Annotated in this window: 15 protein-coding genes; 8 read left to right on the top strand and 7 right to left on the bottom strand. The window is 68.4% G+C overall.

The genetic code is table 11. The features are described 5' to 3' along the window. Nucleotide 1 precedes the first annotated feature (1 nt). From EV644_RS22990 to EV644_RS22975, 4 genes are all read left to right on the top strand, one after another. Nucleotides 2-1,279 (top strand): vWA domain-containing protein, encoded by a 1,278-nt coding sequence (locus EV644_RS22990; protein ID WP_132190752.1) that lies wholly within the window; start codon nt 2-4, stop codon nt 1,277-1,279. Next, nucleotides 1,276-1,992, top strand: a complete 717-nt coding sequence (locus EV644_RS22985) for an FHA domain-containing protein (protein WP_132190751.1) — start codon at nt 1,276-1,278, stop codon at nt 1,990-1,992. The genes EV644_RS22990 and EV644_RS22985 overlap by 4 nt, the downstream gene beginning before the upstream one ends. A gap of 83 nt (nt 1,993-2,075) precedes the next feature. Beyond that, entirely contained in the window at nt 2,076-3,347 is a 1,272-nt protein-coding gene (locus EV644_RS22980; RefSeq protein ID WP_132190750.1) for a Fic family protein, read from the top strand. A gap of 73 nt (nt 3,348-3,420) precedes the next feature. Next, nucleotides 3,421-4,647 (top strand): epoxide hydrolase family protein, encoded by a 1,227-nt coding sequence (locus EV644_RS22975; protein WP_132190749.1) that lies wholly within the window; start codon nt 3,421-3,423, stop codon nt 4,645-4,647. Here EV644_RS22975 and EV644_RS22970 read toward each other — a convergent pair whose 3' ends face one another. Then, the gene (locus EV644_RS22970) at nt 4,648-5,094 is read right to left on the bottom strand and encodes a hypothetical protein (protein WP_132190748.1); all 447 of its coding nucleotides are present in this window, start codon (nt 5,092-5,094) and stop codon (nt 4,648-4,650) included. Nucleotides 5,095-5,265: 171 nt separating this feature from the next. After that, the gene (locus EV644_RS22965; RefSeq protein WP_132190747.1) at nt 5,266-6,198 is read right to left on the bottom strand and encodes a GNAT family N-acetyltransferase; all 933 of its coding nucleotides are present in this window, start codon (nt 6,196-6,198) and stop codon (nt 5,266-5,268) included. Between the two features lie 251 nt (nt 6,199-6,449). Between EV644_RS22965 and EV644_RS22960 the strand changes: the two genes are divergently transcribed. After that, nucleotides 6,450-7,013 carry a DinB family protein gene (locus EV644_RS22960; protein WP_241998648.1) on the top strand — a complete coding sequence of 188 codons (564 nt, stop codon included), beginning with the start codon at nt 6,450-6,452 and terminating at the stop codon, nt 7,011-7,013. Nucleotides 7,014-7,032: 19 nt separating this feature from the next. On the opposite strand, the gene dapA is transcribed toward EV644_RS22960, so the two are convergent. Further along, nucleotides 7,033-7,941: a 4-hydroxy-tetrahydrodipicolinate synthase gene (gene dapA / locus EV644_RS22955; RefSeq protein ID WP_132190746.1), complete on the bottom strand. Its 909-nt coding sequence runs from the start codon at nt 7,939-7,941 to the stop codon at nt 7,033-7,035. A gap of 74 nt (nt 7,942-8,015) precedes the next feature. Here dapA and EV644_RS22950 point away from each other — a divergent pair, with 74 nt between their 5' ends. Further along, nucleotides 8,016-8,912 carry a LysR family transcriptional regulator gene (locus tag EV644_RS22950; protein ID WP_132190745.1) on the top strand — a complete coding sequence of 299 codons (897 nt, stop codon included), beginning with the start codon at nt 8,016-8,018 and terminating at the stop codon, nt 8,910-8,912. Between the two features lie 135 nt (nt 8,913-9,047). Here EV644_RS22950 and groL read toward each other — a convergent pair whose 3' ends face one another. Together groL and EV644_RS22940 are read right to left on the bottom strand one after the other, a co-directional pair. Beyond that, nucleotides 9,048-10,673, bottom strand: coding sequence for a chaperonin GroEL (gene groL / locus EV644_RS22945; RefSeq protein WP_132190744.1), 1,626 nt, complete (start codon nt 10,671-10,673; stop codon nt 9,048-9,050). A gap of 237 nt (nt 10,674-10,910) precedes the next feature. Next, complete coding sequence (locus EV644_RS22940; protein WP_132190743.1) at nt 10,911-11,237, bottom strand: cupin domain-containing protein; 327 nt, start codon at nt 11,235-11,237, stop codon at nt 10,911-10,913. Nucleotides 11,238-11,332: 95 nt separating this feature from the next. On the opposite strand from EV644_RS22940, the gene EV644_RS22935 reads away from it, so the two are divergent. Continuing rightward, nucleotides 11,333-11,893 carry a GNAT family N-acetyltransferase gene (locus EV644_RS22935; protein WP_132190742.1) on the top strand — a complete coding sequence of 187 codons (561 nt, stop codon included), beginning with the start codon at nt 11,333-11,335 and terminating at the stop codon, nt 11,891-11,893. Here EV644_RS22935 and EV644_RS22930 read toward each other — a convergent pair. After that, complete coding sequence (locus EV644_RS22930; protein WP_199239951.1) at nt 11,890-12,225, bottom strand: MmcQ/YjbR family DNA-binding protein; 336 nt, start codon at nt 12,223-12,225, stop codon at nt 11,890-11,892. The genes EV644_RS22935 and EV644_RS22930 overlap by 4 nt on opposite strands. 142 nt (nt 12,226-12,367) lie before the next feature. Between EV644_RS22930 and EV644_RS22925 the strand changes: the two genes are divergently transcribed. Beyond that, on the top strand, nt 12,368-12,946 hold the full coding sequence (locus EV644_RS22925; protein WP_132190741.1) for a helix-turn-helix transcriptional regulator: 579 nt from the start codon (nt 12,368-12,370) through the stop codon (nt 12,944-12,946). A gap of 122 nt (nt 12,947-13,068) precedes the next feature. On the opposite strand, the gene EV644_RS22920 is transcribed toward EV644_RS22925, so the two are convergent. Then, on the bottom strand, nt 13,069-13,497 hold the full coding sequence (locus EV644_RS22920; RefSeq protein ID WP_241998646.1) for a RidA family protein: 429 nt from the start codon (nt 13,495-13,497) through the stop codon (nt 13,069-13,071). Nucleotides 13,498-13,541: the final 44 nt, after the last annotated feature.

The raw sequence follows: 13,541 nt of genomic DNA, 5'->3' as shown, positions 1-13,541 counted from the left end.
GATGGCCGAGTTCTCCGCCTCCGTGTACCAGAACGAGTTCCTGCCCGACGGCGGCACCGACGTCCACGCGATCGTCACGGTGTCCTGCAGCGGAGCGGGCGCGGCCGGCCAGACCGGCAGCGGCGACGCGGGCGAGATCATCATCGTCGACACCTCCGGCTCGATGGGCGCCGACGGCGTCCTGGCCGCCGGCCAGGCCGCCCAGACCGCGCTCGACCAGATCCTCGACGGGGTCTGGTTCGCGGTCATCTCCGGCAACGACCGGGCCAAGCTCGCCTTCCCGCCGTCGCCCGAGCCGGTCATGGTGCGGATGGACATGTTCACCCGGCAGGCTGCCAAGGACGCGGTCGCCCGCTTCTACGCCGACGGCGGCACCGCGATGGGCACCTGGCTGCGGCTCGCCTCGCGGGTCTTCGCGACCGTGCCGTCACTGACCCAGAAGCACGCGATCCTGCTCACCGACGGCGAGAACCAGCACGAGTCGCCCGAGGTGCTGACCGCCACGATCGAGGCTGTCACCGGGCAGTTCCAGTGCGACTGCCGCGGCGTCGGCGTCGCCTGGCAGGTCGACGAGGTACGCCGGATCGCGACCGCGCTGCTCGGCACGGTCGACATCATCCCGGCGCCGGACCAGCTCGCGGCCGAGTTCTCCAGCCTGATCCAGAAGGCGATGAGCAAGGGCGTCGCCACCGCGGACATGCGGGTGTGGGCTCCCCAGGGCGCCCAGGTGCTGTTCGTCCGCCAGGTCGCCCCGACCGTGGACGACCTGACCTCGCGCCGTACCGAGGTGAACGCCCTGACCGGTGCCTACCCGACCGGCTCCTGGGGTGACGAGTCCCGCGACTACCACGTCGCGATCCGCCTTGCTGCCAAGGGAATCGGGCAGGAGCAGCTCGCGGCCCGGGTCCAGCTCGCGATCGGCGACCAGGTCGTCGCGCAGGGCCTGGTGAAGGCGCTCTGGTCCGCGGACGAGGCGCTCACCACCCGGATCAGCCCGGAGGTCGCGCACTACACCGGCCAGACCGAGCTCGCCGACGCGATCCAGGAAGGCCTGGCCGCGAAGGCCGCGGGCGACACCGCCACCGCGACCACCAAGCTCGGCCGCGCCGTCCAGCTCGCCGCCCAGACCGGCAACGAGGAGGCCACCACGCGGCTGCGCAAGGTGGTCGACATCGACGACCAGGACACCGGCACCGTGCGGCTCAAGCGCAGCGTCGAGAAGGCCGACGAAATGGCACTCGATACCGCGTCCACCAAGACCACCCGGGTGAAGAAATGAGCTCAGTGACGTGCCCTAGCGGGCACCCGTCCGTCTCCACCGACTACTGCGACGTCTGCGGCCTGCCGATCGGCGCGGCCGCGACCCCCGCGGCAGCGTCGGTACCGGCCCCGGCGACGGCCGCTCCGGCGCCCGCACCGGTGACCCAGGACTGCCCGAACTGCTCGGAGCCCGCCGCGCCGGACGCCTTGTTCTGCGAGAACTGCGGCTACGACTTCACCACCGGCACGATGCCGCGTCCGGCCTCACCCCTCGACCTCGGTACGCCGCCGCCGGTGCCGCCCGCGCCCCAGCAGGTCGCGGACTGGGTGGTGGAGCGCTGGGTCGACCCCGACTGGTACGAGGTCCAGCAGAGTGACGACCCGTGCCCGTCGCCGGGCCTTCCGGTGGTCATCCCGGTGACCGCGAAGAGCGTGCTGATCGGGCGCCCCTCCAAGAGCCGTGGCATCACCCCGGAGATCGACTGTGGCGAGGACACCGGCGTGAGCCGCCGTCAGGCCCAGCTGACCACCGACGGCCAGCGCTGGTGGGTGGAAGACCTCCAGTCCTCCAACGGCACCTTCGTCGCCCCCTCCTCCGGCCCTCTCCCCGAAGACCCCATCCCCCCGGGCCAACGCCACGAACTGGACAGCGACGACCGCGTCTACGTAGGCGCCTGGACCCGCCTCGTAGTACGCAAGGCAACCCCCGAAGAACAAGCCGGCCAGGCCTGATTTCAGCTCTGCAACCTGGACTTAGATACTTTTAAGTCCAGGTTGTGGTAATAACCTGGACTTAGAGGAGAAGGAGTCCAGGTTTGAGCCAGCAGATAACAGCAATCTGGAGCTCGAGTCCAGAAGCTTATGGACCGCGCAAGCACAGACGACCCTGTGAATATTCGGCGTACGTCCCTGACCATCTAACGACCCACGCGCTGGACCTGAGCGCAGAACTGGCCGCCGACGTAGCAGACACTGAGCGAGCCCTGGCGACTTTCAGCAGCGTCGGCAAGCACAACTTGGAGCAGCTCGCGCGTTTTCTGCTCCGCGCCGAGGCGGTCGCGTCCTCGAAGATCGAAGGCCTTCAAGTCAACAGCAGGCGACTGGCCAGGCATGAGGCCCGCGTGGCCGCCGGCATACCTGACCGTGACTCGACGGCCGACGCCGTCCTGGGCAACGTGCAAGCCATGAGTCTTGCGGTCAACTCGGTCGCGACAGCTGACAGCATCGAGGTACAACACCTCCTGGACATCCACGCCGCGCTGATGGAGCGCTCTGACCAACCGGAGATCGCGGGTCGGTTGCGCACCAAGCAGAACTGGATCGGCGGGAACGACTTCAACCCCTGTCAAGCGGCATTCGTGCCTCCGCCGCCCGAGTATGTCGTCGAACTGCTCGACGACCTCTGCGCATTCGTCAATCGCGATGATCTGCCAGGGACCGTTCAAGCTGGACTCGCGCACGCGCAGTTCGAGACGATCCACCCCTTCGGGGACGGGAACGGCAGAACCGGCCGAGCGCTCATCCAGGTCGTCCTGAGACGGAGAGGACTCGCGACGGGCTTCGTACCACCGATCAGCCTGGCCCTCGCGACGCGGGCAAGCGCTTATGTCGAAGGGCTGTCGAAGTTCCGGTACGTCGGCACCGCCGACAGTCCGGAAGCCTCCGCCGGGATCCGCGACTGGCTGGATGTCTTTCTGACCGCCACCCGTCGCGCAACCACCGATGCGGGAGCTCTGCAGTCCAGACTCGAGGTTCTCGAGGCAGACTGGCGCGAGGTGGTACACCCCAGAGCCAACAGCGCGACTGACCGCCTGCTGGCAGAACTGATCGCAAATCCGGTCATCACGGCTGAAGACATCGCCCGTCTGACCGGCGCAAGTAGGTCTGCCGCGTTCGCGGCCGCCGACACTCTGGTCACCGCGGGCGTCCTCCGCACCGTTGGCGACCAGCAGAGGTATCGCTTGCTCGAGGCACCCCGCGTGTTTGAGGTGCTGACCGACTATGAGCGGGCGTCAGCCACCGACTCAGGCGATACCAAAGAGGAGCAGCCGAAGCGCGCCGTCCCCTACCGCCAGCCGAAGTCCTAGACGAGCCGGTGGCTTCAACCAGTTTTCCCTATTGCGGAAGGAAGCTCGCCGCTATTGGTCCTAGCTTGGAAGCATGACGAACAGCAGCGAGGTTGAGGCCTTCCGGATCGAGATTCCTCAGGGTGAGGTGGACGATCTTCGGGCGCGGTTGCGGAACACGAGGTGGCCGGTGACGCCGCGGGTGGACGACTGGAGTCGTGGCGTCCCGGTGAGCTACCTCAAGGAACTGGCGGAGTACTGGGCGGACGGGTACGACTGGCGCGCCCAGGAGGCGGCGCTGAACGAGATCCCTCAGTTCACCACCGAGATCAACGGCCAGCGGATCCACTTCTTCCACCAGCGTTCGCCCGAGCCGGACGCGAAGGCGCTGATCCTGACGCACGGCTGGCCCGGTTCGCCGATCGAGTTCCAGCGGCTGATCGGCCCGCTGAGCGATCCCCGCGCACACGGCGGCGACCCGGCCGACGCGTTCCACGTCGTCGTACCGTCGCTGCCCGGGTACGGGTTCTCCACTCCGATGGGCGAAGCGGGGTTCAACCTGTTCGGTGTCGCGATGGCCTGGGCCGAGTTGATGAAGCGCCTCGGCTACGACCGGTACGCCGCGCACGGGACCGACGCCGGCTCGGGTGTCGTGGGGATGCTGCCGATGGTCGACCCGGAACACGTGACGGGTGTGCACCTGGCCGGGCTGGCCGGGGGTACGCCGTTCGGCGACCCGCTCCCACTGGAGGGCCTCTCGGACAGCGACCGGGCGCGCGGCGAGACGTTCAACCGGATGCTCGACGAAGGATTCGGTTACCTCGTGCTGCAGTCGACCCGCCCGCAGACGCTGGCCTACGCCCTCAACGACTCCCCCGTCGGGCAGCTCGCCTGGATCGTGGAGAAGTTCGCCGAGTGGACCGACCCACTGGCCAAGCTCCCCGAGGAAGCGGTCGATCGCGACCAACTGCTCACCAACATCAGCCTGTACTGGTTCACCGGCTCGGGCGCATCGACCGCGCATGCCGTGTACGACGGAATGCAGGCGTGGAAGGCTTTCGTCGCCCAACAGGAGTCGGCCGGTTCCGAAGGCTGGGGATCCGACGAGGGTGACGGCGGGTCCGGGGACTGGGGTGCGGTCGCCGGGCCGCCGACCGGGGTGGCAGTGTTCGGCGCCGAGACGGCGATCAAGAGCATCATCGACCCCGAAGGCAAGATCGAGCACTGGAACGAGTACGAGCGCGGCGGGCACTTCGCCGCGATGGAGGTCCCCGATCTGCTGACCGACGACCTCCGGACCTTCTTCCGTCCCTTGCGCTGACTACCTGTCGGCCTCGGTCCAAGCCGGAGCCGGCCGGAAGCAGAGCAGTTCGATCAGGGCGGTCCCGGCGACGATCGGGATCGCCCAGATCCATGGATGATCCGGCGCGCTGATCACCAGAATCGCTGTCCACAAAGCGATCCAGCTGCCGCCGTAGCCGCGGAGCACCCCGCGGTACCAGAGACCACCGGGTGCTTCCGCGGCTCGCTGGCCGAGGTAGACGAACAGGTACGACGCGATCGAGATCGGCCAGAACATCCACAGCCGGGCCCAGTCGCTGGGCACCATCACCAGCGCGGAGACACAGAGCAGGGCGATCGCCCAGTGGTAGCTCTCACCGACCCAGTTGAGGCGGCGCGCCTTCAGCGTGAAGACGATCGCGAACGGCCCGAGTACTACGGCGACGGCTCCTGCGGCGACGTGCAGGATCAGCGCGATGTCACGCATCGCTGGTTTCCCCCTCGGCTCCGGCCGGACGACCAGAGGTGACTGATATGTCACGGAATCATAGGGGTCACCGCTGCCGCCGTCTGCCCCTGGAAGCCTGCCATTTCCAGCAGCTTTCCCGGCCCCGGGAACAGCAGCCTTTCCCGGCCTCGGGGCAGACGGCGGCGAGGATCAGCCGGCCGGGTAGCTGAGCACCAGCCGGACCTCGTGGTTGCGGTAGCCGAGCCTCTCGAAGCACGCCGCCATCGGCTTGTTCGTCAGGTCGGTGTCAGCCCTGATCCGCTCCGCGCCGGTCCCCACCAGGAGGTGCGTGATCTCCGCGAGCAGGTCGTCGCTGTACCTGTTGCCGCGGTGTTCTGCCAGCACGCCGAGGTACCCGACGACCGGGCCGCCGTTGTTCGCCGAAGGCAGCGCGAACCCCACCAGCTCGCCGGCCGCGTCGTACGCGAGTCGCCACCAGGAGCGGTCACCCGGCATGGACTGGTAGATCTCCAGGTCCTGCCGGGCGGCGCCCTCCGCGCCGAGCCGGGCGACATCCCGCGCGGTCGCGGCGTCGAGGCTGCCCTTGATCACCCGGGTGAACACGTCGACGAACGGCTCGTCGTCGGCCGGCTCGAACCGCAACCGGCTCGACCTCACCGGCAGCCCGTACTCCGGGAGCCACTCGTAGCGCAGGCGTTCCGTGCGTTCGGACAGCCCGGCCGCGGCAGCAGCCTTGAGCCGCGGCTCCAGCTCCGCAACGACGTCCGGGCGATCGCGCCAGCCGTTAGGCAGGAAGATGTGGTACTCCGGCGGTTCCGCGTCGGCCGGGAACTCGGTCAGGGTGTGCCGGATCAGCTCGGTCCAGACGGCGACCCGGTCGGCACCGGGGACGCAGTACAGGCCGTCGATGCTGAAGGGGTGGTCGAACTGCTCCATGCCCCACCAGATGGACAGGCCGACGATCCGGCCGTCCTGCTCGGCGACCCAGGACCAGTCGTAGCGGTACGCGCCCGACGCGATGTACTGGTCGAAGCGTTCCCTCGTGACGGTGTTGAGCGACTGCTCGGCGATCAGGGTGTGGATGGTGTCGAGATCGGTCTCGACGGCGGTACGGATCTTCACGAATCCTCCAGAAGGAGGCGCCGGGCTCCGCTCAGTGCGAGCTGGACGAGCGGAACCGGTGCGCCGGACTACACGATGTGCTGTTCATCGGTCGCTCCTTCCACTCGGGCTCGTTCTCGCTGCCGAGGAGATTAGGTCCGCAGAGGGTCATAGTCCACCGATTATTCACAGCTGGGATGTGCCGCCGCCGCACCGACGACCACTACGCATCCTGCTGCGAGGGGGACGAGCAGTCCTGAGATGATTCCCCGGTGACGGTACCGGTCAGAGGTCAAGGCCTGTCGGGCATCAGGGAGCTCGTGCTCGGTCAGTTCGAGGTGAGCTGGGCGCTGTTCGAGTACCACCTGCAGCGGCTGACCCCTGACGATCTGCTCTGGGAGCCCGCGGCGCTGTGCTGGACGGTCCGGCCGGACGCCGCGGGCACCTGGCAGGCCGACTGGTCGGACGACGCGCTCGACCCGATCCCGGTACCGACGATCGGCTGGCTCAGCTGGCATGTCGGCTGGTGGTGGACCACCGCCATCGCCCACGCCCGGGGCGTCCTACCGCCTGAGCGGGCCGCAGTGCGCTGGCCCGGCGACCTGGCCGGAACGCTGCACTGGATGCGCGTACTGCGCGACGAGTGGACCCACGTCCTGGAAGACGCCGACGACAGCTGGCTGGCCAAGCCGGTCGCATTTCCCTGGCCACCCGAGTCCGGCCGCTCGGTCGCCGACCTGTTCGCCTGGGTGAACGTCGAGCTCACGAAGAACGCCGCTGAGATAGGCCAACTCCGCCTGATCCGAGCCGCTGACCCTGAGGCCCTGGCCGGCTAGTACGCCTGGCGGGGCTCGGTCAGGCAGGGACGGCGATGGTTGCCAGGGCATCCGTCAGCCGCTGGAGGTGAGGCGGCGGCGACTCGAGCAGCGGAAGGCGCACGGTCGCGTGCGGGATGATCCCGAGCTCCGCCAGAGCGGCCTTGGCCATCACGGCCCCTTGGGAGGTGCGCATGATGGCGTCCACCAAGGGAATCAGCGAACCTTGGATCGCCCTCGCCGAGTCGAGGTCGCCGCCGCGAACCGCTCGGATGAGCTCGGCATTGCGGTCGGCAACGACATTGCCCACGACGCTGACCACACCGGTGGCGCCGCACGCGAGGTACGGCAGGTTGAGTTCATCGATGCCGCAGTAGTAGGCCAGCGATGTACGGGCCATCACGGACATCGCTTCGAACAAGTCGCCCTTGGCGTCCTTGACCGCTCGGATCCGGGGGTGGCCGGCGAGTTCGATGAGCGTGGGCGCATCCATCGCGATCCCTGTGCGTGCGGGGACGTCGTACAGCATCACGGGTAGCTCGGTCGCATCGGCCACCGCCACGCAATGGGCCACCACCCCGGCCTGGGTCGGCCTCGAGTAGTAGGGGCAGACGAGCAGCAGCGCATCCGCCCCGGCAGCCTCGGCCTCACGGGACCGTTGAATGCTGACGGCCGTGTCGTAGGTGCCGATACCGGCGATCACGCGAGCTCGGTTCTTCGATCGAGCCGCCACGGCACCGACCAGCCGGGCTGCCTCGGCTTCGGTCAGGGTGGGCGATTCACCGGTGGTCCCGCCGACGACGATGCCGTCGCACCCTGTGGTCAGCAGGTGGTCGACGAGGTTGGCGAGACCAGGTTCGCTGATCGTGCCGTCCGGATGCATCGGGGTCACCACGGCGACGAGGTTGGAGCCGAAGAGTTGGTCAGCAGAGTCCTGCAGGTCGGTCATGGCTGCGATCCTGCCTCGGCCCGATAGGTGCGGTCCAGCGATGCTTTCTTGCCGGTATTGCGTAGTCTGCCTTCATGATTGAGGTCGGTGCTTTGCGGGCGTTGCGGTCGGTGGCTGCTCTCGGGACGCTGGCGCGAGCGGCCGATGAACTCGGGTTCACGTCCTCGGCGGTGTCCCAGCAGCTCAAGCGGCTGGAACGCCAGGTCAGTGTGCCGGTGCTCGCGCCGGCGGGACGCGGGGTCGTGCTCACTCCGGCCGGGCAGGCCATCGTCGACTCAGCGCCCGAAGTGTTCCAGGCGCTGGAGCGCTGCGCCGAAGCGGCCCAGTCAGTCTCGGAAGGCGCGCCGCGGGGCATCCTCCGCGTGGTTGCCTTCTCGACCGCTGTCCGCGGGCTGCTCGCGCCCACCCTTCCGCGCCTGTCGACGCGCTGCCCGGACCTCCGCGTGCACATCACCGAGCAGGACCCCGATCAAGCCCTCCACAGCGTCGATGCCGGTACCGCCGACCTTGCCCTCGTCCACGACGCCGACGGGCTGCCGGCCCCGCTGCCAGCGTCCCTGACCCAGCGCCACCTGCACACCGACGTCGGTGACGTCGTGATGAGCCGGACGCATCCGCTCGCACGGCTCGACCGGCCACTCGCCGGATCCGATCTGGCCGGCCACGCGTGGGTGACGAGCCCGCCCGGCTCGGTGTGCCACCAATGGTTCCGCCGCCTGTTCGCCGACGTGCCCGAAGACCCCGACGTACGCCACCTGATCGACGACTTCGCCACCCAACTGTCCCTGGTCGCCTCAGGGGACGTTCTCGCGCTGATCCCCCGCCTGGCTCGCCCACCCTTGGGAGAAGACCTCGTCTCCCGCCCACTCCGACGCCAACCAAAGCGCGAGGTCCACGCCGCCTGGCGCCACAGCGCCAACGCCAGCCCAGCTATCCAAGCACTCCTGGCGGAGTGCGAAGGTCCGCATTAGCCGCAAGCCACCACGCCTGACCGCGTCCTACCCGATTGCCGCATCGAGCCTCGCGACCGCCTTCACCGCCTCCAACAAGAAGGCGGTCCCGGGTTGGAACCCGGGACCGCCCTTGTCTTGCGGGACTTCAGGGAATCAGAAGTCCATGCCGCCCATGTCGGGGGCACCGCCCTGGGCGGCACCGGCCTTCTCGGGCTTGTCGGCGATGACTGCCTCGGTGGTGAGGAACAGCGCCGCGATCGAGGCTGCGTTCTGCAGCGCCGAACGGGTGACCTTGGCAGGGTCGATGATGCCGGTGGCGATCAGGTCGACGTACTCACCGGTCGCGGCGTTCAGACCGTGACCCGGCTCGAGGTTGCGAACCTTCTCCACCACGACGCCGCCCTCGAGGCCGGCGTTCACGGCGATCTGCTTCAACGGCGCCTCGACCGCGGACCGCACGATGGCGGCACCGGTGGCCTCGTCACCCTCGAGCTCCAGCTTCTCGAACGCGATCACGCTCGCCTGCAGCAGCGCCACGCCGCCACCGGCGACGATGCCCTCCTCGACGGCCGCCTTCGCGTTGCGAACGGCGTCCTCGATGCGGTGCTTGCGCTCCTTCAGCTCGACCTCGGTGGCCGCGCCGACCTTGATCACCGCAACGCCACCGGCCAGCTTGGCCAGCCGCTCCTGCAGCTTCTCGCGGTCGTAGTCGGAGTCCGACTTCTCGATCTCGGCGCGGATCTGGTTGACCCGGCCGGAGATCTGGTCGGCGTCGCCCTGGCCCTCGACGATGGTCGTCTCGTCCTTGGTGACGACGATCTTGCGAGCCTGGCCGAGCAGCTCCACGTCCACGGAGTCGAGCTTGAGGCCGACCTCCTCGGAGATCACCTCGCCGCCGGCGAGGACGGCGATGTCGACGAGCATGGCCTTGCGGCGGTCACCGAAGCCCGGCGCCTTGACGGCGACGGTCTTGAAGGTGCCCTTGATCTTGTTCACGACCAGGGTCGCCAGGGCCTCGCCCTCGATGTCCTCGGCGATGATGGCCAGCGGCTTGCCGGTCTGCATCACCTTCTCCAGCACCGGGACCAGGTCCTTGATGCTGGAGATCTTGCTGTTCACGATCAGGATGTACGGGTCGTCGAGGACCGCTTCCATCCGCTCGGTGTCCGTCACGAAGTACGGCGAGATGTATCCCTTGTCGAAGCGCATACCCTCGGTGAGCTCGAGCTCGAGACCGAAGGTGTTGCTCTCCTCGACGGTGATGACACCTTCCTTGCCGACCTTGTCCATCGCCTCGGCGATGATCTGGCCGACCTGGCTGTCCGCGGCGGAGATCGAGGCGGTGGCCGCGATCTGCTCACGGGTCTCGACGGGCTTCGCGAGCGCCAGCAACTGCTCGCTGACGGCCTCGACAGCCTTCTCGATGCCCTTCTTCAGGCCCATCGGGTTGGCGCCGGCGGCAACGTTGCGCAGACCCTCGCGAACGAGAGCCTGAGCCAGCACGGTGGCGGTGGTGGTGCCGTCACCCGCGACGTCGTCGGTCTTCTTGGCAACTTCCTTGACGAGCTCGGCCCCGATCTTCTCGTACGGGTCCTCGAGCTCGATCTCCTTGGCGATGGAGACACCGTCGTTGGTGATCGTGGGGGCGCCCCACTTCTTCTCCAGCACGACGTTGCGACCCTTGGGGCCGAGCGTCACCTTCACGGCGTCGGCGAGGGTGTTCATACCCCGCTCGAGGCCACGGCGCGCCTCTTCATTGAAAGAAATCAGCTTGGGCATTCTCCGCGAGTCCTCCCGCGTCGAGTTTTTGGTTCAGCCGGCCGGATGCCCGCGACGGACGGTACTTTCGGTGCGGCGGTCACGTCCCGCCACCCCTCCGGTACCTCATCGAGGCCGTCTATGGTCACACTTCCCGGGCGTGGGTGGTTATCACTCTCGCCCGGCGAGTGCTAACCAAGTATTAGCACTCGACCCAAACGAGTGCAAGCCAGCCCGCGCCCAGGGGCCGGCTCGCGATCAGCCCGCGGCGGGCGCCTGCGCCGGGCCGATGACGATGATCCGGACACCGGTCTCGGTCCGCGGCTGGTGCCGGCTGCCGGCCCGGTAGTACAGGTACGTCCCCGCCGGGTAGGCCCGGCCGTGGTCGAGCAGTTCGCCCGACGCGACGTAGATCAACTCGTCCCGATCGTGCACGTCGATCTCCGGCCAGGTGATCCCGGCCTCGAGATCGAAGGCGCGGACCAGCACCTGCCCGCTGGACGGTAGGGCCCGGCGGACGATGCCCGGCGCCACCGGGCTGGTTTCGGCGTCATCGAGAAAGACTGCTTCAGGTTCGTTCGACATGCCCCGAACCTCGCATCACAGCTGGTCCGGCGACAGTCTCGTCCCGGTCCCTCACCGGACGCATCCGGTCACGCCAGGCGCAGTACGGTGACCGCATGCTGGAGGTGCGCCCGGCCGGGCCGGACTCGTGGGACGACGTGGCGATGGTGATGGGCGAGCGTGGCGACCCGGCCCGGTGCTTCTGTCAGTATTTCCGGCTTCGCGGCCGGCAATGGTCGGACGGGACCCCGGACAGCCACCGGCAGGCGTTGCGATCCCAGGTCTGTGACGCGGAGCAACGACCCGGCGTTCTCGCGTACGACGGGACCACGCCGGTCGGCTGGTGCGCGGTCGCCCCGCGGACGTCGTACCCACGGGTCGTCGCCTCACCCAACTGGCGCACCGACCGGCCGGAGGCGTGGGTGATCACGTGCTTCGTCGTACCGGTGGGCCGCCGGCGCCAGGGCGTCGCGCGGGGACTGGCCGGCGGCGCTGTCGACCTGGCCCGCTCGTACGGCGCCACCGTTGTCGAGGGCTGTGCCGTCGACACCTCCACGACCAACCGCATTCCCTCGGCCGACCTCTATCGCGGCCCGTTGTCCGTCTTCCTCGACGCAGGCTTCACCGAGGTCAGCCGCACCAGCCCGCAGTGGGTCCTGGTCCGCAAGACTCTCTAGGAGGCCAACCGGGCGATCAGATACTTCGGGGCGGTCAGGCGCCAGGCTTCGGTGATGAGCTCGCGAAGCTCTTGATCGTCGGCCGCGGCGACCTTGACGTCCAGCCAGGCGAAGCGGCCGGACGCCCAGGATGGTGAGAACACCTCGGGGTCCTCGGCCACCAGGGCCTCCTGCTCCTCACGCAGCGCCTTGAGGAGCAGTCTGGTCTCGTCCTCGGACATGTACGCGAAGCTCTTGTTGCGCACCTTGAAGACCGGCTGTCCTGCCCAGCCCTCGTGTTCCTCGACCCCCGGCAGCCCCAGCACGACCTTCTGCAGCACGTCGACGTCCATCCTTCGACGGTAAGCGGCCCCACCGACATTTATGAGCCCGCGACGGTGATCTTCCCCGTCGTGCCGATCCCACTCCGGTCAGGAGTACGTCGACAGCTACGTCCCGGACCTGCCGACCTGGCGGCGCGGCGAGCTGCGGTTCATGCTCGGCCGGCTGCACCGCCAGCAAGGTGAAGCGCGGCAAGGGGACGCAGTACCGGTCGTGGCAGAGTTCGGCACGGATCTCGGGCCGCGGTCGGCATCCTCGGCCGAGGCCTTTCTGGCCTGGTGCCAGGGCATTCTGGTCCGTGCGACCGACCCGGACGGGGCGGTGGAGCGCCTCGCCCACGTGCGCAGGGAGTTCCTTCGGCTCGGCCTTCCCTACGAGGCCGCCCGCGCGGCCGAGCGCCTGGCCGAGTGGACCGACCCGGCGATGTTGCTCGACGTCCTGGGGATCTACACGGGACTCGGGGCCGAGATCGATGCCGCGCGCGTACGCCGTACGCTCCGGCGGCTCGGCATCGCGGTACGGTCCGGTCGCGGCGGACGCCGCTCGTACGGCACCGACCTCTCACCCCGCGAGCGCGAAGTCGCTCTTCTCGCGGCCGCCGGCCGGACGAACGCCGAGATCGCCGACCGCCTGTTCGTCTCCACTCGCACGGTCGAAAGCCACGTGGCCAGTGCGCTGCGCAAGCTGGGCGGCCGCACCCGCCGAGACCTCAAGGTGTTGCTTCCAGGCTGAGTCAGCTGTTGCGGGTGGCGATCATCAACAAGCGATCGCCCGTTCCGTGAGCTGAAAGTCGTCAGGGGCGGGTGATCAGGGTCCCAGACTTCCCAGCAAATGGATTCTGGTCCGCCGGACGACTAGACCCGCGCGATGAACTTGATCTCGAGGAGTTGCTCGGGGAAGGCCAACCGGGTGACACCGACCAGCGTGCTCGCCACCTGGGGATCCTCCCGCCGGTAGGCCGCCTTGCGCACCGGGCCCGCCACCGCGAAGGCCGCGTCGATGTCGAGCACGTAGAGGACTTCCTCGACCACGTCGTCGAGCGAGGCACCGAAACGGCGCAGCAACTCCTCGGCGTTCAGGTAGGTCTGGCGCATCTGCTCACCCATCGCAGAGAAGTCCGTCACCGCGCCGTGCTCGTCGACCGGCGCCGGCGCCACCAGGTCGCTGCCCTGGTGGGACAACTGCCCCGAGAGGTAGATGGTGTCCCCACGCTTGATCGCCTGCACGTAGCCGTAGGCGTCCTCCCACGGAACCCCGAGGTTCTCCACTCGTGTACTGGTCACGTCGCTCCCAACGGAGAAGGCGAATGTCGAATCAACCGTAGGAG

It is taken from the genome of Kribbella orskensis, from assembly GCF_004342085.1.
GTDB classification, from domain to species: Bacteria; Actinomycetota; Actinomycetes; order Propionibacteriales; family Kribbellaceae; genus Kribbella; species Kribbella orskensis.
Note: the sequence above shows the minus strand (reverse complement) of the source record. Positions and strands in the feature narration are given on the sequence as shown.